Source organism: Streptomyces sp. NPDC079141 (assembly GCF_040686775.1).
In the GTDB taxonomy this organism is placed as follows: Bacteria; Actinomycetota; Actinomycetes; order Streptomycetales; family Streptomycetaceae; genus Streptomyces.
In genome coordinates, this window is record NZ_JBFBLP010000019.1 from 84,960 (window position 1) to 108,259 (window position 23,300).

Here is a 23,300-nt window from a genome sequence, read left to right on the forward strand (position 1 = left end):
GGTGTCCCTCTCATCCCGCCAGGCTGAAACGCTCGAAGTGGATCTGCGGCCGCGGCACGTTCAGCTCGCGCAGGCTGCCCAGCACCGCGTTCATCATCGGGGGCGGCCCGCAGAGGAAGACGTCCCGGTCGGCGATGTCCGGCACCAGCCGCAGGAGCTCGGCCGGGGCCAGCTTGTCCGGGTGGACCGGGCCGGTGACCAGGTGCAGTTCCGCGCCCTTGGCGGCGGCCAGTTCGCGCAGTTCGTCGTAGAGGACCGCGTCCCGGTCGGTGGCGACGCGGTAGATGACCACGGCGTGGCCGTCCAGCTCCTCCAGCAGCGCCCGGATGGGGGTGACGCCGACGCCGCCGGCGATGAGTACGGACTCCGGGCGGGTGCGGTGCAGGGCGGTGAAGGCGCCGTAGGGGCCCTCGGCGAAGACGCGGGTGCCGATCTTGAGGTGGCGCAGGGCGGCGCTGCCGTCGCCTGCCGCCTTGGCGGTGAGGCGGAGGCTGCGGCCGTCGGGTGCGGCCGACAGCGAGAAGGGGTTCGCCTGCCACCAGCGGTCCTTCGTCAGGAACCGCCACAGGAAGAACTGTCCGGCCCGGGCCGGGAGGCGGTCCAGGTCACGGCCGGTGATGTGGATCGACACGACGTTGTCCGATTCGGGGACCACCGCCGACACGCGCAGCTGGTGGCGCTGGTTCCGCCACAGCGGCAGGACCACGCGGCCCACGAGCACCGAGCCGAGGGCGACGCCCCACAGGCCGTACCAGTACGCCGTGGCGGCCGACGACGAGGTGAAGGTCGTACCGACCGCGACCTGGTGCGTGAAGGCCAGCACCACGGCGAGGTACGTGTACAGGTGGATGAAGTGCCAGGTCTCGTAGGCGAGCCTGCGGCGGGCCCAGCGTCCGGAGACCGCGCCGACCACGAGGATGATCACCAGCGCGGCGACGGCGCGCAGCACGCCCTCGACGGTCTCGGCGAGGTCGACCAGCTGGTTGACCGGGTCGAGGCCGGAGGAGTCGGCGTAGCCGAAGGTGATGAAGACGGCGTGCGCGAGGAGCGTCCACAGGATGCCGAAGCCGGTCCAGCGGTGCCAGGAGGTCAGCCGGTCCATGCCGATCCGGCGGTCCAGCCACGGCAGCCGGGCCACCAGCAGCAGCTGGAAGGCCATGAACAGCGCGCCGTAGAGACCGGCGAGGCGGCCGAGGACGACCAGGGTGTTGGAGGCGCCGAAGCCCGCGGCGACGAAGAAGCAGGTCACCACGGCCGCGTTCGCGGCCAGCACGGCGTACAGACCGGTGCGGGCCACCACCCTGGGGCGTATCGCCGTCGGGGGCGCTGGGGGTGATTGGACGGTCGTCACGGGCGGCAGCTCCTCATGGGGGTCGGGGCCGGGGTACCGAGCTTGTCCGCAGAAAGCTGTCGATCACCTGTCGTACATCTTTCAAGTGGTTATCGATGTGACAGGGAGGGGCGGCCGGGCTGGGGCGCGGGGGGCCGGGTGACGCACTATGTGCGGGTGGAAAAAGTACGACTGCTGGTCGTGGACGACGACCCGCCGATCGCCGACCTCGTGGCGACGGTCGCCCGGTACGAGGGCTGGGAGGCGGTGACCGCGAACTCCGGCGAGGAGGCGCTGCGGCTGGCCGCCGAGTTCCACCCGGACATCGTCGTGCTCGACCTGATGCTGCCGGACGTGGACGGCTTCGGCGTGCTGGACCGGCTGCGCCGCTCGGGGACGATGGTGCCGGTGGTGTTCCTCACGGCGCGCGACGGCGTGGCCGACCGGGTGGCGGGGCTGACCCGGGGCGGCGACGACTACCTGGTCAAGCCGTTCGCGGTGGAGGAGCTGATGGCCCGGCTGCGGACCGTGCTGCGGCGCAGCGCCGGGCCCGGCTTCCAGCGCTCGGTGCTGCGCGTGGGCGATCTGACGATGGACGAGGACACCCGTGAGGTGCACCGCGGCGAGCGGCTGCTCACGCTCACACCCACCGAGTACGAGGTGCTGCGCTACCTGATGCGCAAGTCGCCGACCGTGCAGACCAAAGCGCAGATCCTGGACCACGTGTGGGAGTACGGCTTCGGCGGCCGCTCCAACGTCGTCGAGCTGGTCGTCAGCCGGCTGCGCCGCAAGCTGGACGACTCCGGCGCGCCGATGATCCACACCGTGCGGGGCTTCGGGTACGTCATCCGGCAGGCCGCGGAGTGATCCGGCGGCTGCGCCGGGCGTACGGCAGGCTGCGGCTCGGCACCCGGCTCGCGCTGGGGGTCGGCGCGCTGTCCCTGGTGGTGTTCGCGGTCGTCGGCACGGCGCTGACGACGTACATGCGCGACTACCTGTCGGCGCAGCTCGACACGCAGCTGGCGCAGGCCCAGGTCGCCCAGTCCAAGAGCATCGCGGACTACGGCACGCTGTCGGGCAAGAAGTACTACCGCTGGTACTACGCCGTGTACGACGTGCCGGACGGCACCCCCGAGCTGCGCAGGCCGGAGGTCGCCACCGACCTGCCGAAGGACGTGGCGGAGTTCACGGCCGTGGCCCGGGCGCGGGTCGCCACGGGTGAGGAGGTCCTGCGCACCGAGCACCTCGCGGGCGAGGGCCGGTACCGGCTGCGCGCCTGCGAGGTGGAGCCCGGGGTGATCCTGGTCAGCGCGGCGCCCATGAACGACATCGACGACACCGTGGGACAGCTGATCACGATCCAGGCGGTCACCTTCGGGCTGGCGCTGCTGGCCCTGGTGGTGGCCGGGCGGTCGCTGCTGCGGCGCGGTCTGAAGCCGCTGAGCGACATGGCGCACACCGCCCGCGGGATCACCTCGCACGATCTGACGGACTCGGCGCGGCTGCCGGTGCGGCACGACGGGCGCAGCGGCGGCCCCGAGGTCGAGGAGCTCCGCACCGCCTTCAACACGATGCTGGAGCACATCGACGAGTCCCTCGCCGTGCGCACGGAGGCCGAGCAGCGGCTGCGCCGGTTCGTCGCGGACGCCTCGCACGAGCTGCGCACACCGCTGATGTCGGTACGGGGCTATGCGGACCTGTTCCAGTACGCGGCCGCCAACGCCCCCGAGGAACGGGACAAGCACCTGGCGCGGCTGCGCGCGGAGGCGGCCCGGATGGGCTTCCTGCTGGACGATCTGCTGCTGCTCGCCCGGCTGGACGCGGCGGAGGTGGAAGCCCCGCTGCGGCCGCGGGAGGCCGACCTGGTGGAGCTGGTCCAGGAGGCGGCGGACGCCTTCCGCGCCGGCCACGCCGACCATCCCCTGACGGTGGAGCCGGGCCCCGAGGCACTCCGGATGCGCCTGGACCCGCAGCGCGTCCGGCAGGTGCTGGACAACCTCCTCACCAACGCGGCGGTGCACACCCCGGCCGGCACGGAGGTCTCCGTCGCGGTGTCGGCCTCCCCCGGCATGGCGCGGGTCCGCATCCGCGACGCCGGCCCCGGCATCCCGCCCGCCGACCGCGAACGCGTCTTCGACCGCTTCTACCGCGTCGACAAGGCCCGCAGCCGCGACCGCGGCGGCAGCGGCCTGGGCCTGGCCGTGGCGAACTCCCTGATCCAGGCCCACGGCGGCACGATCGAGCTGCGCAGCGAGCCCGGGGCGACGGTGTTCACGGTGTCGCTGCCGCTGAGTCTTACGAAGCCGTGACGTGCCGGGCGCGGCCCGGTCCGCCGGGCGGTGCCCGCCCCTAGCGTGGGCTCATGCGTGTACTGGTCACCGGCGGTGCCGGGTTCATCGGGTCCCATGTCGTCGAGGCGCTCGCGGCGCACGGCCACGAGCCCGTCGTCTACGACATCGGCGCCGACCCGGCGTCGGACGTGCGGGACCCCGAGGCCGTGCGCCGCGCCCTGGTCGGAGTTGACGCCGTCTGCCATCAGGCGGCGATGGTGGGTCTCGGGACCGGCTTCGCCGACGCGGCGGAGTACGTCTCGCGCAACGACCTCGGGACGGCCGTACTGCTCACCGCCATGGCCGAGGCGGGGGTGGAGCGGCTCGTGCTGGCGGGTTCGATGGTGGTGTACGGGGAGGGCCGGTACACGTGCGCCCGGCACGGGGTCGTACGTCCCGGGCCGCGGGCCGTGGCCGACCTGGACGCCGGCCGGTTCGAGCCGCGCTGCCCGGAGTGCAGTGCGGAATTGTCACCCGGACTTGTCGGGGAGGACGCGCCGGTCGATCCGCGAAACGTGTACGCGACGACCAAGCTCGCCCAGGAGCATCTGGCGGCGGCGTGGGCGCGGGTGACGGGCGGTACGGCGGTGTCGCTGCGCTACCACAACGTGTACGGGCCGGGCATGCCCCGCGACACCCCGTACGCCGGAGTCGCCTCCTTCTTCCGCTCCGCGCTCGCCCGCGGCGAGGCCCCGCGCGTGTACGAGGACGGCGGCCAGCGGCGGGACTTCGTGCACGTACGGGACGTCGCCTCGGCCAACGTCGCCGCGCTGGAGGCGAGTTCGCCGCCGGCAGCGCTCGTCGCCTACAACACCGGCAGCGGCACCCCGCACACGGTCGGCGAGATGGCCCACGCCCTCGCGGCGGCACACGGCGGCCCGGAACCGGTGGTCACCGGCGAGTACCGCCTGGGCGACGTACGGCACATCACGGCCGACTCCGCGCGGCTGCGGGCCGAGCTGGGCTGGAAGGCCGAGGTGGGGTTCGAGGAGGGGATGCGGGAGTTCGCCCGGTCCGAGTGAGCGGACGGTGGCGCTGCCGCGGTGCGCCTCGACGATGCCGCGGACGATCGCAAGGCCGAGTCCCGCACCCGCCGGCGGCGTACGGGCGTGGCTGCCCCGCCAGCCGGTGTGGAAAGCCGAGGAAGGGATGCGGGAGTTCGCCCCATCCGACTGAGCTCACACGTCAGCCATCGGCAGCGTCACCTCGAAGCGGCAGCCCCCCGGGATGTTGCGGACGGTGGCGCTGCCGCGGTGCGCCTCGACGATGCCACGGACGATCGCAAGGCCGAGTCCCGCACCCGCCGGCGGCGTACGGGCGTGGCTGCCCCGCCGGCCGGTGTGGAAAGCCGAGGAAGGGATGCGGGAGTTCGCCCCATCCGACTGAGCTCACACGTCAGCCGTCGGCAGCGTCACCTCGAAGCGGCAGCCGCCCGGGATGTTGCGGACGGTGGCGCTGCCGCGGTGCGCCTCGACGATGCCACGGACGATCGCAAGGCCGAGTCCCGCACCCGCCGGCGGCGTACGGGCGTGGCTGCCCCGCCAGCCGGTGTCGAAGACGCGCGGCAGGTCGTCCTCGGGGATGCCGCCGCAGCCGTCGGTCACGGACACCACCACGCCGGCGGCAGAGCGTTCGGCGGCCACCGCGACCGTGCCGTCGGCCGGGGTCCGGCGGATGGCGTTGACCAGCAGGTTGCCCAGGACGCGGCTCATCTCGCGGCTGTCCACCTCGACCGGCACCGGCTCCACGCCGTCCCCGACGAGCCGCACGCCGTGCTCGCGCGCGAGCGGGTCGGCCCCCGCCAGGGCGTCGCCGACGAGGTCGTACAGCGAGACCCGGCTCGGGCTCAGCGCCAGCGAGCCCGCGTGGATGCGGGAGAGCTCGAAGAGGTCGCCGACCATGCCGTTGAGGCGTTCGACCTCCATGCGGATCTGCTTCAGATAGCGGTCGGGGTCGGCCGCCACCCCGTCCTCCAGGGCCTCCGCCATCGCGCGCAGTCCGGCCAGCGGGGTGCGCAGGTCGTGGGAGATCCAGGCGACCAGCTCGCGGCGGGAGGACTCAAGAGCGCGCTCGCGCTCCCGGGACTCGGCGAGCCTGGCGCTGGTGGACTCCAACTCGCGGCTCAGCTCGGAGAGTTCGGCGGTGGCGGGCCCGTCGGGCGAGGTGAAGTCGCCGCCGTCGCCGAAGGAGCGGGCGGCGAGCGCGAGGGCTCGGCTGCGGGCGGCGACCCAGCGGCCCAGCAGCAGTGCGGTGGCCAGGGAGACCACGGCGGCCATCGCGACGACGGTGGTGACGACGGTCAGGTCGTGCCCGGACAGGAACATCGCCTGCGCGACCGCGAGGGTGCCGGCGAGCATCGCGGTGACGGCGACGCCGGCGACCACCGCGAGATGCGCGATGAGCGAACGGCGCCGGATCAGCCGCAGCACCAACGCGCCGAGCAGTCCGGCCGCGGCGGCGCCGACGAACGCGAACAGGGCGATGAGGAGGGTGTCACGCACGGTCAGACCTCCTCGGTCGTGGCGTCGAAGCGGTAGCCGACGCCCCACACTGTCTGGATCAGCCGGGGGCGGGCCGGGTCGTCCTCGACCTTGCCGCGCAGCCGGCGCACATGGACGGTGACGGTGGACAGGTCGCCGAAGTCCCAGCCCCACACCTCGCGCATCAGGTCCTCCCGGCTGAAGACCCGGCCGGGGTGCCGCACGAAGAAGGTGAGCAGGTCGAACTCGCGGATGGTGAGGGCGAGTTCAACCCCCTCCTTGACCGCGCGGCGGGCGGCCGGGTCGACCGAGAGGCCGGCGGCGTGCAGGACGGACGCGGGCGGCTGCTGCGCCGGGCGTGCGCGGCGCAGCACGGACTCGACGCGCAGGACGAGTTCGCGGGGGCTGAACGGCTTGGTGACGTAGTCGTCGGCGCCCACCTCCAGGCCGAGGATCCGGTCGTCCTCGTCGCCGCGCGCGGTGAGCATGATGACCGGCACGGGCCCGCGTCCGCGCATCCGGCGGCACACCTCCAGGCCGTCCATGCCGGGCAGCATCAGGTCCAGAACGACGAGGTCCGGCCAGTGCGCGGCGGCCCGGGCGAGGGCGTCGGGCCCGTCGCCTGCGCGGTCCACGACGTATCCGGCGCGGTCGAGGTACCCGGAGACCACCTCGGCGACGGTCGGATCGTCGTCGACGACGAGAACCCGGGCCCCGGTCTGCGGATGCTGCTGCTGTTCCATGCCGCCAGCCTCGCACCACGTGCGCGGATGTGCGCCCGTCCCCTTCTGACGTCCGTGTTTCGTAAGGAGCCGAGTTCCGTTATGCACCTTTTGCACTCGTAAGGTGAAGGCGTGACGACCTCTTCCCCAAGCTCTTCCGTGAGAGAACCGGACCCGGCGTCGGTCGACGTCGTACTCCCCTGTCTCGACGAGGCCGAGGCGCTGCCGTGGGTGCTGGAGCGCATCCCGCCGGGCTGGCGCGCGATCGTCGTCGACAACGGTTCCACGGACGGCTCCGCCGAGCTGGCCCGCCGTCTGGGCGCGACCGTCGTGCGCGAGGAGCGGCGCGGTTTCGGCGCCGCCTGCCATGCGGGCCTGACCGCGGCCACGGCCGACGTCGTGTGCTTCTGCGACTGCGACGCCTCCCTGGACCCCCGTGACCTCGTCCCCTTCGTGGACCGGGTGCGGTCCGGACGGGCCGACCTGGTGCTCGGCCGGCGCCGCCCGCAGGGCCGCGGCGCCTGGCCCGCACACGCCCGCGCCGGCAACCTCGCGCTCGCCCGTCTGCTGCGCCGCCGCACCGGCCTGCGCCTGCACGACCTCGGCCCCCTGCGCGCCGCCCGCCGCGAACCGCTGCTCGCCCTCGGCCTCACCGACCGGCGCAGCGGCTACCCGCTCCAGATGGTCGTCCGCGCCGCCGACGCGGGCTGGCGGATCGCCGAGTACGACGTCCCCTACCGCCCGCGCACGGGCGCCTCCAAGGTGACCGGCACCTGGCGCGGCACCTACCAGGCGGTGCGGGACATGAGCCGGGTGCTGTCGGAGCGGGAGGTGTCCTCCGTATGACGACCCTCCTCGTCATCGCCAAGGAACCGCGGCCGGGGCACGTGAAGACCCGGCTGACCCCGCCGTTCACCCCCGAGGAGGCGGCCGCGCTGGCCGAGGCCTCGCTCGCGGACACCCTGTCCGTCGTGGCCCGCACGCCCGCGCGGCGCCGCGTACTCGTCCTGGACGGGGCACCGGGACCGTGGCTGCCGCCCGGCTTCGAGGTCGTACCGCAGTGCGCGGGCGGCCTCGACGAGCGACTGGCCGCGGCCTTCGCGTGCTGCGAGGGACCGGCGCTCCTCATCGGCATGGACACTCCCCAAGTCACGCCGGAACTCCTCACCGTCGACCTCACCGACTGCGACGCCTGCTTCGGCCCCGCCGAGGACGGCGGCTTCTGGGCCCTGGGCCTCGCCGAACCGGACCCCTCCCGCCTCCGCGGCGTACCGATGTCGACCCCGCACACGGGGGCCGCCCAACGGGCCCGGCTCGCGGATCTGCGGGTGCGGGAACTGCCGGTGCTGCGGGACGTGGACACGGCGGACGACGCCCGGCTGGTCGCGGAGGCGGCCCCGAACGGCCGCTTCGCCGAGCTGCTGGGACGGCTGACGGCGGTGGGGCACCCGTGAGCACCGTCCCGCGGCCGCGGGCAGTCGCGCCGCCCCGGCAAGGGCCGGGCCGCCCCACCGACGTCGACCAGCGCCCCTGGTCCGCCGACCCCTACACCGACGCCCTCCGCACCGAACGCGGCCCCCTCTACCTCCGCAGGTCCGACGGCTGGCTGCTCCCCCTGGACGTGGAGCGCTGGTGCGCGGAGGCCGACGCGGCGGACCTGGAGGTGCTGCGCCGCTGCGAGGGACCCGTACTCGACGTCGGCTGCGGGCCGGGGCGGCTCGTCGCGGCCCTCGGCGCCCAGGGCCGGCCCGCCCTCGGCATCGACGTGAGCGAGGCGGCCGTGGCCCGCACGGTGAGCCTCGGCGGCCAGGCCCTGCGCCGTTCCGTCTTCGATCCGCTGCCCGGGGAGGGCCGCTGGGGCACCGCCCTGCTGATCGACGGCAACGTCGGCATCGGCGGCGACCCGCGCGCCCTGCTCGACCGCATGGCCGAACTCCTCCTCCCCGGCGGCCTGTTGATCGCGGAGACGGTCCCGGGTCTGGACCTCGACGAGCGGGTCCTCGTGCATGTCGCCGACGCCCGCGGCGCCGCCGGCACGCCCTTCCCCTGGGCCCGCCTCGGCACCCCGGCCCTGCTGCGCCACGCCCGGCGGGCCGGCTGGCGTGCCGGGGGTCAGTGGTCGGTGGGCGGACGCTCCTTCGCCGCCCTGCGCAGCCGCAGCACGAACAGCACCGCCGAGCCCCCGAACAGCAGGGCCGTCAGCAGCAGCCAGCGGGGCAGGAAGGCGTCCGCGGACAAGCCGGTGGAGGAGTCGTAGCGGTCGGCCACCCGCCCGCTGATCAGCGGGAACCACACCAGCAGGAGCAGCGCGGAGAGGGCGGCCGGGACCCGCACGTACATCGCCCACTCCCGACGCCGGGCCGCGGGCCGTACGAGGTAGCGGTCCGCGGCCGAGTACAGCGGCAGCAGCACCAGGTCGTGGAGGACCGCCGCGCCCACGAACCACAGCGCGATCCCGAGCCAGTCCCCCTCCAGCAGCCGCACCCCCGCATATCCGGCGAGCGCGAACGAGCAGGCGAGCAGCAGGAGTTGGAGCGGGCTGCCGACGACAAGGCGGGGTCGGCGCATCACAGGTCTCCGAACGTCATCCGGGCCACCCACTTGGTGTTGAGCACACCGGGCGCCGCGGGCACGATGACCCGGGCCGGGTGGCCGTGGTCGGGGGTCAGGTCCTCGCCGTTGACGAACAGGGCGAGCAGGGAGCGCGGGTCGGCGACCTGGTTGGCGCGCAGGGCGGCCCGGCGGAAGGCGCCGCGCCGTTGCAGCGACTCCACGAAAACGTCGGTCGGATCGTCGTACCCGACGAGGGCGGCGAGGTCCCGCAGCCGTACCCCGCGCCACCACTGGTCGGAGGTCGACCAGCCCTCGACGCAGGCGATGGGCAACGCGGCGCTGTGCAGCGGGAGTTGGAGGAGGTCCGCGCGGGTCAGCCGTACGGTGCCGGTGCGGCCGGTGACGGTCAGCCGCCAGACGTCCTCGCTCGTCTCGGCCGCGTCGATCCCCACGTGCGCGGCCGTCTTGTTGATCTGGAACCCACCGGGCCCGCTCGCCGGCTCGGCGCCGCCGTGCGGGGCGAGGACCGCGGTGCGGCGCAGCCACCCGTCGAAGTTCTGCCCGACCGTGGTGGCGAACAGCAGCAGCGAGCCACCGCCGACGAACCAGAGCGCACCGCGCCGGGAGACCGTCGGCTCGGCGGGCTCCGGGGCGACGAGGTCGTTCTTCTCCTCCCTCAACTGCCGCAGATTGCGCAGCGCCACGGGCATCTTCAGCACGGCGTGCGCGACGAACGCGGCGAAGAACACCCACGCCCCGTAGAAGTGCAGCGGGTAGAAGGAGCCGGGGAAGACGTAGTCCAGCTGCACGTTCAGCACGCCCGTCACGAACTCGAACAGCGCGCCGCCGACCAGGAGCAGCAGCGAGATCCGCTCCGCCGCGTGGGCGAGCGAGCGGGCCGGCGGCAGGGCGAACAGCCGCGGCACGACCGACCACAACTTGGCCAGCAGCACCGGAATGAGCGTGATCCCGAGGGTGACGTGGACGCCCTGGTTGAGCCGGTACAGCCAGTGCGGATCGGTCGGCCAGGAGAAGAGGTAGAAGCCGAGGATGCCCTTGTCCGGGGTCTTGTCGTTCACCGGCGACAGGTTCGGGTTGTAGGCGGCGTACGACACCAGTCCCGTCACGAACAGCACCGTGATCCCGCCGAGCAGCGCCACGCCGAGCACGGAGGTGAACCAGGGGCCGCGCAGCGGGCTGCGCCAGAAGCCGGGCGAGGAGGGAGACGGGATCGGAGACCGTTTCATGCCCCGACGGTAGGCCCGCGGAGCCCTCGGAAAGGGTGCGCGAACCATGACGAATCTCTGACGTCGCCGCCTGTCAGCCGTCCGGGCCAGCCGCGGCGCCCTACGGTTTCGGCGTGAACCGCGACCTCCTCCGTGACCTGTACGCGGCCGCGGCCGCCACCGTGCTCGTCGTGACCGCCGTAGTGGTGGGCACGGCGATCGAGAACCGGGACGGCACTCTGCGCGTCAGGTGGCCACCGCTGCTCGCAACCTGGGAGCCGCACGTCGGCCCGGGCACCCCGGCCGCGCTGGCCGTCGCGGTCGCGGTCGTCGCCTACGGCCCCGCCCTCGCCGCCCGCCTGCGCTGGCGCGCGCTGCTCTGGACCGTGTGGGCGGCGGGCCTGGCCTGGACGTGGTCCCTCGCCCTGGTCGACGGCTGGCACCGGGGCATCGCCGAACAGCTCACGACCAAGAACGAGTACCTGCGGGTCATCGACCGCTTCGACGACATCCCGGCGGCCCTGCGGGACTTCACCCGGCACATCCTGATCGACGCCCCGGACAACTGGCCCGCCCATGTCGCCGGCCACCCGCCGGGCGCCACGGTCACCTTCGTCCTCCTCGACCGGATCGGCCTCGGCGGGGGCGGCTGGGCGGGCGCCTTCGTCATCACGGTGGGTACGACCGCGGCGGCGGCCGTCCTGATCGCCGTACGCCTCCTCGCCGACGAGCGCCTGGCCCGCCGTGCCGCCCCCTTCCTCGTCCTCGCCCCCGGCGCGGTGTGGGTCGGCACCTCCGCCGACGGCTACTTCGCGGCCGTCACCGCGTGGGCGATCGCCTTCCTGGCCCTGGCGATGACGGGCCACCGCCCGGCGTGGACGGGCCTGGCGGCGGGCCTGCTGTTCGGCCTGACGATGTACCTGTCGTACGGCCTGACACTGTTCGCGGTGCTCGCGGCGGCGGTGCTGATCCTGGGCTCCCGGCGCATCCGCCCCCTCCCCTTCGTGCTGGCCGGATTCCTGGTCGTCCCGGTCGTGTTCACCGCCCTCGGCTTCGACTGGTGGGAGGCCTACCGGCTGCTGGTCACCCGCTACTACCAGGGCGCGGGCGGCGTTCGCCCGTACGGCTACTGGGTGTGGGCGAACCTCGCCTGCACGGTGTTCGTGGTGGGCCTCGCGACGGTGGCGGGGCTGCGGCGCACCGGGGTGGCACTGATCCGCCGGGAGAGCGGGGCGGACGTCCGGCTCGCGGTACTCGTGTGCGCCGCCCTGCTCGCGCTGCTCGTCGCCGACCTCTCCGGGATGAGCAAGGCGGAGACGGAACGGATCTGGCTGCCGTTCGCGGTGTGGCTGCTCCCGGCGTGTGCGTTCCTGACGGGGGTGCGGGGGTGGTTGGCGGCGCAGGCAGGGTTGGCGCTGCTGGTCAACCATGTGCTGCTGACGGGGTGGTGAGAGGTCACCCGAGGTCCCGCAGCAGCGCGAGCAGTGGCTCAAGCGAAGTGACTACGACCGGTGCCCCGGCGGCGTGCAGCTGCTCGACCTGCTCCTCGTCGCGCGCGTAGCCCAGGAAGGAGATGCCCGCCTCCCGACTCGCCGTGACGTCGGCCGGGCGGGAGCTGATCATGAGGGTGTCCTGAGCAGGTACGCCCAGGTCGCCCACGGCACGGCGAATGGAATCGGTGGCCAATTCGTGCGCGGGGCGATCCGGATCGCGACCATAGACGTGGCTCCTCGACACGCCGGCCAGACCTCGGCCGGCGAGGTAGCGCCGGGTCACCAGCGCGGGATAGTCCGTGATGACGGCCAATCGCGTCCTGCGGTCCGTCCAGGTGTCGAGGAGGGTGTCGGCGTAGGGCGTCGGCGTCTGGGCCCAGTGGAGGACGTCGATGTCGAAGATGACGGCTCGGGCCTCGGTGACCAGTTCACGCAGGTCGGGCTGCCGGACGGTGAAGCCCGTTGCGCCCTCAAGGCTTATCGGTTGCTGAAAGCGGCTTCCATCGAAATACGGGGGTCCGGCGCTTGTGGAGTGGTCGAAGGCAACCTCGCGCTCGAACCGCACGCCCTCAAAGCTCACCGGGCCCTCGAACGAGACGCTTCTGAAGGAACATGGGCCGTCGAACCGTGCACTCCGCCATTTCGCCTCGTCGGCAAAGGAACTGTGATCGTACGAGACGGCTTCGTGGAAGCGACAACTCTCGAAGTCGGCCGTTCCAGCGAACGACGCGGATTCGAAAGAAGCTTCACGCCGGAATGCGGCCCCGTAGAACGGCGCATCACCCAGGAACCGAGCTCCATGAAAGCTTGCCTCGTCTGTGAACTCGGCGCGCCCGAAATTGCATCCGCCGGAAAACACGGCCCGATCAAAGACCGCGTGCCCCAGACGCAGGTGGCCGTCTTCCGGATCTCGCAGCGCGGCGCGGAGCTGCTCCAGCAGTTCCCGGCTGAAGGTCGTACCGGAGAAGTCGACCGAGGCCCCGGGGCCCAGCGTGTCCAAGAAGTACGCCAGCTCCCCGCGCGACAGATGCGCAAGACACCTCCCGAATGCCGGCAGTGACCGCCCGTTGCACCCCAGGTACGACTCGCCGACCAAGATCCCGCACCGCGTCCAGTGGCGATTCCCCAGCCTTAGCTCCCGTCCGAGGGACTCGACATCGCCCGCGTAGTAGAAGCCGCGGGGCTCGGCGTCACCGAGCGCGCCGAACATGTCTGCCCACTGCGCGCCGTGCTGATCGGCGATCTGCCGAAGCACTTCGGACGACACCACGAGCAACTGGCCTCGCTCCCTACGCAAGCTGCTCAGGTACTCGGCCCTCAACAGGTCGGCCCTGTCCACCGCCTCTCCCACCGGGCCGTTCGGGCCGTTCTCGAACTGGCCCGACGTGACCACGACGCCGATCCTGAGCGGGGCGTCGGGAAGGGCCGCGGCCACGGCCGGCCCCACTTCGGTGAGGAACCGTCCCAGGTCACGCATGGCGACGGGAGAGTCCAGCACCGCCATCACATCGGGCCGGACACCCCAGGTCGTGAAAGCCCCGCCCAGCAGGCCGGCCACGACCGCTGCGGCCTCACGCTCCCAGTCAGCGGATTCAACGCGCGAGCCGCCTGCCCACGGTTCGATATCCACGGCAAGGTACAGAGGAAGGCCAGTGGGCTGCCCCAGTCCCTCGTCGGTCTGTTCAAGTGTGTAGGGCGGCTCCATGTACTGGTCGAGTACCGCGCGGAACCCCACTTCAGCGAGGAGTTCGCGCGCGGGCACAGCCACCGGCTCTTGGCCCCGAGCTTCCTGTATGGCGACCACCCCCACGAGAGCGCCGTTGTGGGAGATCGGCGCACCACGGAGCTGCGGCCAGCCCGTGGTGGGGTGCGGCTCGGTGAACTCGACATCCAGGAGGTGCCGCTTGGCGCGCGTCACCCCGCCCAACTCGACCGGATCACCGACTTCGGAGAAGGCATCAATGCATACGGAGAGCAGCTCGCCCTGAGGCGTGTCCCTCCATCGGAGCCGAGTGGGGGTGAGCCGCTCCCACGTCTGCGCGTCGAGCAGATCTTGTTCGGCAAGAAGCAACGCCGCAGTCAGCGACCCCCTCCAGACCGCTTGCGCAGCAGCCGCCCGTCCGTCACGGTGTGCCACCACAGCGGTCGGTGCCCACACAGCGGTCAGCACCAGTCGCGGTGTCAGCAACAACCCAGCCCCAGTGGCCCCGTCCGGACCCTCGGTGGTGACAGTGACCAGACGACCGTACAGACCACCCCGATCCGCCCCCGCAATCCCCCGCCGCTCCGCGAACGCCTCCTGCCCCTCCCCGACCCGACGCCGCCCGTCCCCGCCCCGCACCACCTGAGTGGCGCTGAACTCCCGTACGGCGCCCCGGTTCCGGGCCAGGTACTCCCACACGCTCTCCCGGACCGTCTCCCGCACGGTCGCCACATCGCTCCGTCGCTGCGACCCCAGCAACACGTCACGCACACCGGGCAGAAAGTCGAACGTCAGCTCGTCGGGCACCGCATCCGCACTCCACGGCTCGAACAGCCCTCCGAGCGCCACCTCGGCCAGATGCCCGTGCTCCGAGTCGGGCAGCAGAGAACGCCGTACGAGCGTCATGACCGGCAAGGTCAGCGGAACTGCCGCCAGATAGGCGGCCAGTTGTTGCGCGGTCGGCGACGCACCGGACCGGAATTGTTCGACCGCTGCCAAGCCGCCCGGTACGGCAGCCTCGGCACGTCCTGCCGCCTTCGTCTCCCCCGTCGGATCCAGCCTCAGACAGGCCAGCCGGTGCCATCCCCCGTCCCCCGCCGTGAGCCGGGCCAGACGCAGCAAACCCCTGGGCGACGCCGAGATCATCGGCACCACGGTCGGCAGCCGCCCCGCCACCTCGTCCCGAGCGCGTCGACGTGACCGGGGCGCCGCGGCCTCGCGGTGCCAGGAGCGCGTCGGTGTCGCGGGCCGATCCGCGCGCAGGCGCAGCGAAACCGGGCTGACAGCGGCGCGGGTCCACAGCCGTTCGGGGAGAACGTTCAGCACGGCAACCGAGTTGTGCCCGCTCCAGTGACCAAGCACGTCGTGGAGCTTTCCGCCGCGCCAGCCCTCCGCCACCGTGTCCGTGACCACGAGGATCAGCCGGTGGCCCGACGGGTCCGCGATCTCCGCCGGACTGCGCGGAGCACCCCCGCGCCGGTGCGAGACCATCGGCGCGCCGCCGGCCTCCGTCCCCGACAGATACCAGGTCCGCACGTCCCGGAAGACCCCGCTGCGCGTCATCAACCGGCACAGTTCGTCGACCAGGTCCGCCCACAGCAGCATCGAGTGATGCGCGTCGACCACGACCGCCAGATCCAGCCAGCTGGTCTCCGACGGCAGCAGCACCGGCGACAGCAGCCGCTGCTCCACGCTCCGCTCCACCGTGGCCTGTTCGTCCAGCAGGTCGCCGTCCCCGCCGATGGCACGCCGGCCGATGGGCCGCAGGGTGCGCATCAGGGCCAGGGGATTGTGCAGGGTGGCGGCGCGCGGTACGCGCAGGGGAACGCCCCACTGCCCCTCGGTCCGCTCCCCCTCGTGACCCGCTCCGCCTCCGCCCGCCGGGAAGAGCTGCGCTTCCGGTTCGCTGCGAGCGGGCGCCGGTTCGGACGGCTCGTGGCCCGCCGAGGGCAGGTCGGGCTCGGGCGGCTCGGCATCCCCGGCCGGCGCGGCCGCGGCATCCACGCGCGCGGCCAGCCACAGGATGTCCGCGATCTCCTCGGCGCCCACCTCCGGGCCGCCCTCGGCGAACGCGGCGAGCAGCCCCTCGATCACGCCGACGGCCCCGTCAGGTGCCGCATCACCGTGCCGAGGAACCGGTCCCGGTCCTCCTCGGCCCCCCAGACCCTGCTCAGCCGCAGCTGAATGGCGTTGAGGAGCTGGTCCGTCGCCAGGTCCCCGTCCGCCCTGCGGTCGAGGAAGTCCTGGAGCAGCTGCTGGTACTCGCTCGACCCCGCCACATCGACGCCGAGCCGCTTGCGCACGATCTGGGCCAGCTTCTCGGCGCCCGGCGCGTCCAGATGGAGCCGTACGCAGCGGCGCAGGAAGGCCGGCGGAAACTCCCGCTCGCCGTTGCTCGTCAGGACCACCACGGGGAAGTACCGGCACTGCACACGGCCGCCCACGATCTCCACGTCACCGCCGGACGCGTCGTCCGTCGCGATCCGCACCGCCCGCTCCTCCGCGGCCAGCCTCGCCAGCTCGGGGATCTCGAAACCGCCGTCCTCGAAGAGGGTCAGCAGGTCCCCGGGCAGGTCGATGTCGCTCTTGTCGATCTCGTCGATCAGCAGGACCCGTGGCTGCTCCTGGGGCAGCAGCGCGGTGCCGAGCGGGCCCAGCCGCAGGAAGCGGGCGATCGAGGAGGCCGACTCCTCGGCGCCACCGGTTCCGCGCAGCATCTGGTCCAGGTTCGCCTCCTGGAGGCGGGCGATCGCGTCGTACAGGTACAACCCGTCGCGCAGCACCGTCCGGCTCGTGATCGGCCAGTGCAGTACCGGCCCCAGGCCCAGGTCCGCCGCGATGCTGTGCGCGAGGGTCGACTTGCCGACACCGGGCTTGCCCGTGATCAGCAACGGCCGGCGCAGATACAGCGCGGCGTTGACGACGTCTTTCTCCAGCTCGTCGGGTACGTAGTCCGCGCCGCGGTCCACGGTCCGTTGCCAGGCCGGTCCTTCGCAGCCCGGCCGGCTGTATTCCGCGTCCGGTGCGCCCGTGAAGTCCCGCCATGGCGGTGCGGGGGCCTGCCTCAGCCGGGCGAGCCGCTCTTCGCCGCTCCCGGCTCCGTGATAGAGCCACCAGTCCTTCACTGTCGCCCCCTGACTTCCTTCGTCGTCGGTGCACTGCGCAGGGACTGGGTGGCCACCGTGCAGTCGGGATCGTCCCACAGCAACGCGATCCTGCTCTCGCCGTACTCCCTGGCACGGGCGATGCGCAATCCGTGGACCCTGTCCGGGAGGGTCAGCACGTTCGTCGTCGGTGTGCCCTCGGCATTCGGTGCGAGTACGCATTCCAGGTCGCCCGCCGAGGGCCCGGCTCCGCGCCACCACAGGGTCACCGGCACACCGCCTTCCAGGCTCGCGTCGAGTACGTCCTGCGTACGCACCCCGGAGGAGACCACGCAGGCGGGTGCGTCGCCGGTACGGAGTTCGATGCCCAGAGTGTGCGTCACCTCCGTGTCCGTCACCGGCCGCACGGCCTCACGGTGTCTTCCTCCCCGGGCATGTACCCATCTCCACTTGCGCTCCCAGGCCGCCCAGGCGTCCCGGCGCTCATCCGGGCAGCGCACGACCACCTGGTGCAGGAGGCCCAGCGGGCGGGCCGTCCGGCCGGGTACCTCCCACTCGTCGAACGGGGTTTCCAGCAGTTCGAAGGGCACGTGGAACTCGACGCGTCCGATCTCCAGGAGCTGACCGTCCCCGAACGCCTCGTCCGTACGCCGCAGTTGGCCGCCGAGCACGGCCTTCACCTCGTCCAGTCGCAGCGGTCCGTCCGACTCCCAGACGGCGCGCGTGTCGTTGTTCCGGCGCAGCCATTCGCGGGCCAGGTACAGCCCCTCTTCCTCGGCGGCCGGGTCCAGCCGCAGGTGCAGGACCGCTTTGTCGCGCGAGGGCGGAGGAGGCGGTGGCAGGGGCGGAACGCCCAGTCGGCCCTGAGTGTCCTCGACCCACGCCCTCAGCCCGCTCGCCCACGCCGCGTCCGTGGCCCGCTCACTGAGGAACCGTACGAACGGCAGCGTCAGCGGAACGTCCGGCTTCCCGCCGTGCCGTCCGTCGAGATCCCGGGCGATGTCGATCAGGGTCTCGGCGGGCAGGCCTTCGTAGACGGGGGTCGTGCAGCCCGCGACCTCGAACGCCCACGCATAGGCATCGTAGGTGTGCCGGGGCAGACGGTGGTCCCCGAAGGCCTCGCCCAGCCCGTCCCAGGCGGGTTGATCGAGCTGTCTTGCCTTCGGCAGCGGGGGCAACCCGGCGTCGAGAAACGAACAGTCGTCCCATCCACGGTCCTTGACGAACTGCGGAAGCTGCCATCCGTCGCCGGTGCGCTTCAGCTCCTCGAATCGGCGGTGGATGCTGCGGCCGATGCCGGGAAGGTCACCGATCGCCTCGGCCAGCTGCCTTCCAGCAAGTTCTTCGAGGAGGGCGGCGGTGAACTTCCCCTCCTCGCGTTCCCCGTCGTTCCTCGCCAGCTCGCCGACGCGGCACGCATACAACTGGAACTGATGCCGGGCCAGTTCCCGGCTGCCGCCACCGTAGTCGGCGGTGCCGAAGTTCCACGTTCCGTCGCTCGGGGGCTCCATCCGGCAGGCGTCGAGCAGGGCCGCCTGGAGCGGGAAGCGCCGCTGCTTCACCATGTCCGTGCGCCACCAGTTCAGCGCCGAGTCGAGGTTGAGGTGTCTGATCTGCCCCTCGTGGGCGTCGGCGTACGGCAGCAGCGTGTCGCGCCGCCGGTCGACGAAGCCGTGTCCGGCCCAGTAGATCCACAGCATGTCGCCGTCGCACTCGGCGAGTTCGGCGAGGAGCGCGTTCTTGACGTTCTCCTCGGTCGCCTGCTGCCACCGGTCCTTGAGCTCCGTACCGGAGAAGTCGAGCGTCTCGACGGACAGCGGTGACAGCAGCAGACGCACATTGTCGTTCGGCACCCGGCACTGCCCGATCAGCCACCGCGCGAACCGCAGCGCATCCCGCGCCGGGCCGCGCAGGTTCCACCCGTGTCCCACGTCGTACTTCTCGACGCCCACGACCAGTGCGAAGGTCCGTTCCGGGCAGAGCGTGGCGGGGAGCAGGCCGTGTGTGTCGGTCACCCGAGCTCCGTGACGGCCTGTGCGATCCGGTCGTAGACGCTGTCGAGCTTCCAGTAGGCGCTGTGGCAGGGCATGAACGGCTGGCGGCTGCTGACCTCGTGGTCGGTGACGCGGGGGTCGTCGGGGAAGACGGGCCGCGCCAGGAAGGCGAGCAGGTCCTGGCGGTCGTAGATGTTCAGCCAGCGCGGGAAGGTCTCCGGCAGGCTCTCGCCCGGGGCGAGGCCCCCGAGCGCGCCGAGTTCGTACAGGTACGGCGCCTGGGAGCCGACCGTCACCAGTAGGCGCGCGGGCTCAACCGGCCTGCCCTGTACGGCGCTCAGGGCGAGCAGGTCGAAGAGCGCCACCCCGCCGAGGCTGTGGCCGATCAGTACGGTCGGGCCCGGCGCCGCGGTGATGCTGTCGAGCAGCCGTTCCCGCAGCGCCTCCCCTCGGGCCTGGTAGCGGAGGATGTCGCCGAGGAACGGGGCGGAGTCCTCGGTGACTTCACCGCGCCAGAGGTTGATGAGGGACGGCTGGGTCGCCACGCGCAGGGCGAGCTTGGTGAGGGCCGCGACGGCTCGGCCGCCGGGCGCGCGGGCGTCGCCGCCCAGGCGGGCCGTGAACAGCTCGACCATGCGGTCACGTTCGTCCCCGGTGCACTCCGCTTCGGTGCCCGCCGCGGCGAGGGAGGCGGCGACCAGGGCTCTGGCGAGGGCGACGGCCAGTTCCGGGGCGGCGGACTCCGACGTCGCGCGGGCCGCCGCCCGGTCTGCCTCCTGGGAGCTGCGTACGGCTTCCAGGGCGCCGGGGTAGTGGTCGTGCAGCCGGGTTTCGTGCAGCAGGGCGCCCAGCCGGTCGTCGTCCGGGACTTCGGGCAACTTCGCCAGCCGGTCCAGCACTTCGGCGCCTGCCGAGCGGACGCCCGGCATGGTGAAGCGCGGACCCTGCTCCCCCTCCAGGTGGGCCAGCACCCGCAGTTCGCACAGCGGGTCGGTCAACAGCAGTCCCCACTCGGCCGCTTCACGGTCGGGCGGCGGGGTCGCGGAGACGTCGTCGCCAATACCGCGCGTGCGATCGGAGCCGGGTATGGACCGGGCGCCCGCACCCGGCGCCACCCCGAACTCCTCGCCCCAGAAGCAGGAGTCGACCGCGGCGTCAGGGAAGCGCTCCCTCAGGTGCCGGCTGATCCGCCCGAAGAGTACGTCGTGCCGCTCGCGACGCACACCCGTGCCGTGGACGAAGAGAAATCGCATGGCGCGCCGCCCCCCTGCTACGTACTACCCGCCCTTGGACAATAGCGCCCGACCGCGAACGGAGTCCGGGAGAAGGGCAGTTCAGCCCCGGTTCGCCGGGAGCGCCTGCTCGGTCCAGATGATCTTGCCGCTCGGCGTGTAGCGGGTACCCCAGCGTTCGGTGAGCTGGGCGACGAGGAAGAGGCCGCGGCCGCCCTCGTCCTCGGTGCGGGCCCGGCGCAGGCGGGGTGAGGTGCTGCTGCCGTCGAAGACCTCGCAGATCAGGGCGCGGTCGCGGAGCAGGCGGAGCTGGACGGGGCCGGTGGCGTGGCGGATGGCGTTGGTGACCAGTTCGCTGGCGACGAGTTCGGTGGTGAAGGCCAGGTCGTCCAGGCCCCAGGCGGCCAGCTGGTCGGTGACGGCGGCGCGGGAGCGGGAGACGACCGCCGGGTCGCGGGGCAGGTCCCACTGGGCGACCCGGTCGGGGCCGAGGGCGCGGGTGCGGGCGACGAGCAGCGCCACGTCGTCGCCCGGGCGGGCCGGGAGCAGGGCGTCGAGGACCGCCTCGCAGGTGTCCTCGACGGACCGGTCGGACCGGTCGGGGTGGGAGAGGACGGCGCGGAGGCTGTCCAGGCCGGTGTCGATGTCCCGGTGGCGGTCCTCGACCAGGCCGTCGGTGTACAGGACCAGCAGGCTGCCCTCGTCGAGTTCGAACTCGGCGGTCTCGAAGGGCATGCCACCGAGGCCGAGCGGCGGTCCGGACGGCAGGTCGACGAACTCCACCCTGCCGTCGGGGTCGACGACCGCGGGCAGGGGGTGCCCGGCGCGGGTGAGGGTGCAGCGCCGGGACACCGGGTCGTACACGGCGTACAGGCAGGTGGCGCCGATGATGCCGGCGTCGGTGGGACCGTTCTCCACGGCCCAGCCCTCGCCCCGGTCGAGTCGTCCGACCAGGTCGTCGAGGTGGGTGAGCAGGTCCTCCGGGGGGAGGTCGAGGGAGCAGAAGTTGTGGACGGCCGTGCGCAGGCGGCCCATGGTCGCGGCGGCGTGCAGGCCGTGGCCGACGACGTCGCCGACGACCAGCGCCACCCGGGCGCCGGACAGCGGAATGACGTCGAACCAGTCGCCGCCCACTCCTGCCTGCGCGGGCAGGTAGCGGTAGGCGACCTCGACGGCGCTCTGCTCGGGCCGGCCGCGGGGCAGCAGGCTGCGCTGGAGGGCGAGCGCGGTCTGGTGCTCGCGGGTGTAGCGGCGGGCGTTGTCGATGCAGATCGCGGCGCGGCTGCCCAGCTCCTGGGCGAGCGAGAGGTCGTCGTCCTCGAAGGGGGCGGGGTTCTGGTTGCGGTAGAAGCTGACGACGCCGAGAGTGGCGCCGCGCGCCCGCAGCGGCACGGTGATCAGGGAGTGCGCGCCTGCCGCGAGCACCCGCCGGGTGCGTACCGGGTCCTGGGCGACCCAGCCGCCCGCCACCGCCAGCACCGGTTCGAGCACCGCCCGCCGGGCCTCCAGGCTGCGGGCCTGCGGGGTGGACGGGACGTAGACGACGCTGTCGCCGACCCCGTGGAGACGCGCTTCCTCGCGTACGGCGGTCATGGCGACCCGGCGCAGCGGTACGTCCGCACCCAGCGTCCCCGGCTCCTCGCCGCGCAGCACGGCGTCGGGCAGGTCCACGGCGGCGAAGTCGGCGAACCGGGGGACGGTCACCTCGGTGAGTTCCTCCGCGGTTCGGGTGACGTCCAGCGTGCCCCCGATCCGCGCCCCGGCCTCATGCAGCAGCTCCAGCCGCCGGCGCGCGAGCAGCGCGAGCCTGCCCACACCGGGGTCGCCCACCAGCACGAGCCTGCCGTCGCCGTGGCCGTCGCCGGATTCCTCGGTCGGCGTCGGCTCGGGCAGAGCAGTTGTGGTCCGGCCGCCGTCGCCGGTGTCGTCGACCACCAGGGTCCCCGGACCGCCACCGGTACCGGTCTCCTCGGCCACCGCCGTCCCCAGCCGACCCCCGTCACCCGTCCCCTCGACAACCACCGCCACCCCCGCCACGCTCCCCACCGCAGCCTCCCCCGACTCCGCGCCCCGCACATGCCGCAGCCGTGGTCCGCCGCCCAGGATGCGGGCCTCGACCGCCACGCCCGTTTCCCCGGCCGCGCCCACGACCTGGCGGCGCAGCAGTGTGGCGATGCGGCCGCCGGGCAGGGTCACCTCGTCGAGGGTGCGGTGCGGGGCGGCGAGGAGTTCCTCGGCCTTCTCCCGCAGCAGGGCCAGGTCGATACGGCCGAGGGCGTCGCCGCCGGGCTCGTTGCCGTGGGCGGCCCTGCGGTAGGCGGCGAGCAGGGCCCGCTCCCGCTGGGTGGCCTGCTCCAGCAGCCGTGCCTCGATGGCGTGGGCGGCCTCCCGTACCAGGCGGAGCATGACGGGGTCGCCGTGGTCGCGCAGGCAGGTGAGGTCGAGGACGGCCTCGATGCGCCCGCTGAGCGGGTCCCGGACGGGTGCGCCGGCGCAGGCGAAGGGCTGGAGGCAGTCGGCGAAGTGTTCACGGCCGATGACCTGGACGGGGCCGCGTTCGGCCAGCGCGGTGCCGACGCCGTTGGTGCCCGCGGTCCGCTCGGAGGCGTCGAAGCCGGGGGCGAAGCTCACCTCGTCCAGGAGGGCGAGCAGTTCCCGGCCGCCGCCGAGCCGCTGGACCATGCGGCCGTGGTCGTCGCACAGCGCAATCGTCGTGCCCAGGTCGGCGAGCGAGGCGGCCAGGTCCCGCAGGACCGGTTCGGCGGCGTGCAGGAACAGCTCGTCGAGGGTGAGATCGGGGTCGTAGGGAAGGAGCAGCCGGTCCGGTTCGAGCCCTGCGGACCTGCACCGTTGCCAGGACGCCAGCACGCAGTCCCGGACGTCCGAGTCGACGCGGGCTCCGGCGACGAAACGTGCGTGGGCATCGACGAGTCCGCCGATGTCGTCCCAGGCGACGGACAACGGGATCACTTCCCTCGCCGGAGACGGCCCGGTCGCGCGCCGCTGTTCGACACGCCTCCGATGAGCCTCCAAGCGGTTTCACCCTAGACCCTTTGTGACTCACATCACAACAGTCGGTGAGCAAGGCCTCAGCCCTCGCCGTACGGCGTGACACAGGACACACATCCCGGCCG

General features: G+C 72.8%; 16 protein-coding genes and 2 pseudogenes. 7 read left to right on the top strand and 11 right to left on the bottom strand.

The annotated features are described in order from the left end of the window. Positions 1-10: 10 nt before the first annotated feature. Positions 11-1,351, bottom strand: coding sequence for a ferredoxin reductase family protein (locus AB0Q90_RS35665; protein ID WP_363163099.1), 1,341 nt, complete (start codon positions 1,349-1,351; stop codon positions 11-13). 156 nt (positions 1,352-1,507) lie between these two features. Here AB0Q90_RS35665 and AB0Q90_RS35670 point away from each other — a divergent pair, with 156 nt between their 5' ends. Genes AB0Q90_RS35670 through AB0Q90_RS35680 form a run of 3 tightly spaced genes read left to right on the top strand, consistent with a single transcriptional unit; the run spans position 1,508 to position 4,682 of the window. Continuing rightward, positions 1,508-2,197 (top strand): response regulator transcription factor, encoded by a 690-nt coding sequence (locus AB0Q90_RS35670; RefSeq protein WP_363163098.1) that lies wholly within the window; start codon positions 1,508-1,510, stop codon positions 2,195-2,197. Beyond that, complete coding sequence (locus tag AB0Q90_RS35675) at positions 2,194-3,639, top strand: HAMP domain-containing sensor histidine kinase (protein WP_363163097.1); 1,446 nt, start codon at positions 2,194-2,196, stop codon at positions 3,637-3,639. Before AB0Q90_RS35670 ends, AB0Q90_RS35675 begins: the two co-directional genes overlap by 4 nt. A 53-nt stretch (positions 3,640-3,692) precedes the next feature. Further along, positions 3,693-4,682 (top strand): NAD-dependent epimerase/dehydratase family protein, encoded by a 990-nt coding sequence (locus AB0Q90_RS35680; RefSeq protein WP_363163096.1) that lies wholly within the window; start codon positions 3,693-3,695, stop codon positions 4,680-4,682. Here the strand turns inward: AB0Q90_RS35680 and AB0Q90_RS35685 are convergent. The 4 genes and pseudogenes from AB0Q90_RS35685 to AB0Q90_RS35700 all read right to left on the bottom strand — a co-directional run. Next, positions 4,677-4,796, bottom strand: a pseudogene (locus AB0Q90_RS35685) (two-component sensor histidine kinase); the annotation flags it as partial. The gene AB0Q90_RS35680 and the pseudogene AB0Q90_RS35685 overlap by 6 nt on opposite strands. 42 nt (positions 4,797-4,838) lie before the next feature. Continuing rightward, positions 4,839-5,000, bottom strand: a pseudogene (locus AB0Q90_RS35690) (ATP-binding protein); the annotation flags it as partial. Positions 5,001-5,048: 48 nt separating this feature from the next. Next, positions 5,049-6,161: a HAMP domain-containing sensor histidine kinase gene (locus tag AB0Q90_RS35695; RefSeq protein ID WP_363163095.1), complete on the bottom strand. Its 1,113-nt coding sequence runs from the start codon at positions 6,159-6,161 to the stop codon at positions 5,049-5,051. Between the two features lie 2 nt (positions 6,162-6,163). After that, the gene (locus AB0Q90_RS35700) at positions 6,164-6,883 is read right to left on the bottom strand and encodes a response regulator transcription factor (protein ID WP_363163094.1); all 720 of its coding nucleotides are present in this window, start codon (positions 6,881-6,883) and stop codon (positions 6,164-6,166) included. Positions 6,884-7,021: 138 nt separating this feature from the next. On the opposite strand from AB0Q90_RS35700, the gene AB0Q90_RS35705 reads away from it, so the two are divergent. From AB0Q90_RS35705 to AB0Q90_RS35715, 3 genes are read left to right on the top strand one after another with little or no spacing between them, the layout of a single operon-like run. Beyond that, positions 7,022-7,708, top strand: coding sequence for a glycosyltransferase family 2 protein (locus AB0Q90_RS35705; protein WP_363163093.1), 687 nt, complete (start codon positions 7,022-7,024; stop codon positions 7,706-7,708). After that, positions 7,705-8,316, top strand: coding sequence for a DUF2064 domain-containing protein (locus AB0Q90_RS35710; protein WP_363163092.1), 612 nt, complete (start codon positions 7,705-7,707; stop codon positions 8,314-8,316). The genes AB0Q90_RS35705 and AB0Q90_RS35710 overlap by 4 nt, the downstream gene beginning before the upstream one ends. Beyond that, positions 8,313-9,119 carry a methyltransferase domain-containing protein gene (locus tag AB0Q90_RS35715; RefSeq protein WP_363163091.1) on the top strand — a complete coding sequence of 269 codons (807 nt, stop codon included), beginning with the start codon at positions 8,313-8,315 and terminating at the stop codon, positions 9,117-9,119. Before AB0Q90_RS35710 ends, AB0Q90_RS35715 begins: the two co-directional genes overlap by 4 nt. A 310-nt stretch (positions 9,120-9,429) precedes the next feature. Here AB0Q90_RS35715 and AB0Q90_RS35720 read toward each other — a convergent pair whose 3' ends face one another. After that, the gene (locus AB0Q90_RS35720; RefSeq protein ID WP_363163090.1) at positions 9,430-10,662 is read right to left on the bottom strand and encodes a molybdopterin-dependent oxidoreductase; all 1,233 of its coding nucleotides are present in this window, start codon (positions 10,660-10,662) and stop codon (positions 9,430-9,432) included. 113 nt (positions 10,663-10,775) lie between these two features. Between AB0Q90_RS35720 and AB0Q90_RS35725 the strand changes: the two genes are divergently transcribed. Then, complete coding sequence (locus tag AB0Q90_RS35725; RefSeq protein ID WP_363163089.1) at positions 10,776-12,092, top strand: hypothetical protein; 1,317 nt, start codon at positions 10,776-10,778, stop codon at positions 12,090-12,092. Between the two features lie 4 nt (positions 12,093-12,096). On the opposite strand, the gene AB0Q90_RS35730 is transcribed toward AB0Q90_RS35725, so the two are convergent. The 5 genes from AB0Q90_RS35730 to AB0Q90_RS35750 all read right to left on the bottom strand — a co-directional run bounded on the left by AB0Q90_RS35730 (position 12,097) and on the right by AB0Q90_RS35750 (position 23,127). After that, positions 12,097-15,930, bottom strand: coding sequence for an SAV_2336 N-terminal domain-related protein (locus AB0Q90_RS35730; protein ID WP_363163088.1), 3,834 nt, complete (start codon positions 15,928-15,930; stop codon positions 12,097-12,099). Then, positions 15,927-16,961, bottom strand: a complete 1,035-nt coding sequence (locus tag AB0Q90_RS35735) for a MoxR family ATPase (RefSeq protein ID WP_363163087.1) — start codon at positions 16,959-16,961, stop codon at positions 15,927-15,929. Before AB0Q90_RS35735 ends, AB0Q90_RS35730 begins: the two co-directional genes overlap by 4 nt. Next, complete coding sequence (locus AB0Q90_RS35740) at positions 16,958-18,955, bottom strand: caspase family protein (protein WP_363163086.1); 1,998 nt, start codon at positions 18,953-18,955, stop codon at positions 16,958-16,960. The genes AB0Q90_RS35735 and AB0Q90_RS35740 overlap by 4 nt, the downstream gene beginning before the upstream one ends. Next, the gene (locus tag AB0Q90_RS35745) at positions 18,952-20,187 is read right to left on the bottom strand and encodes a hypothetical protein (RefSeq protein WP_363163085.1); all 1,236 of its coding nucleotides are present in this window, start codon (positions 20,185-20,187) and stop codon (positions 18,952-18,954) included. The genes AB0Q90_RS35740 and AB0Q90_RS35745 overlap by 4 nt, the downstream gene beginning before the upstream one ends. 81 nt (positions 20,188-20,268) lie before the next feature. Further along, complete coding sequence (locus AB0Q90_RS35750) at positions 20,269-23,127, bottom strand: SpoIIE family protein phosphatase (RefSeq protein WP_363163084.1); 2,859 nt, start codon at positions 23,125-23,127, stop codon at positions 20,269-20,271. Positions 23,128-23,300: the final 173 nt, after the last annotated feature.

Bases quoted from the DNA above. Each gene is read 5' to 3' on its own strand.
- AB0Q90_RS35700 (WP_363163094.1), bottom strand. From the start codon at position 6,883: ATGGAACAGCAGCAGCATCCGCAGACCGGGGCCCGGGTTCTCGTCGTC.
- AB0Q90_RS35720 (WP_363163090.1), bottom strand. From the start codon at position 10,662: ATGAAACGGTCTCCGATCCCGTCTCCCTCCTCGCCCGGCTTCTGGCGC.
- AB0Q90_RS35710 (WP_363163092.1), top strand. From the start codon at position 7,705: ATGACGACCCTCCTCGTCATCGCCAAGGAACCGCGGCCGGGGCACGTG.
- AB0Q90_RS35745 (WP_363163085.1), bottom strand. From the start codon at position 20,187: ATGCGATTTCTCTTCGTCCACGGCACGGGTGTGCGTCGCGAGCGGCAC.
- AB0Q90_RS35680 (WP_363163096.1), top strand. From the start codon at position 3,693: ATGCGTGTACTGGTCACCGGCGGTGCCGGGTTCATCGGGTCCCATGTC.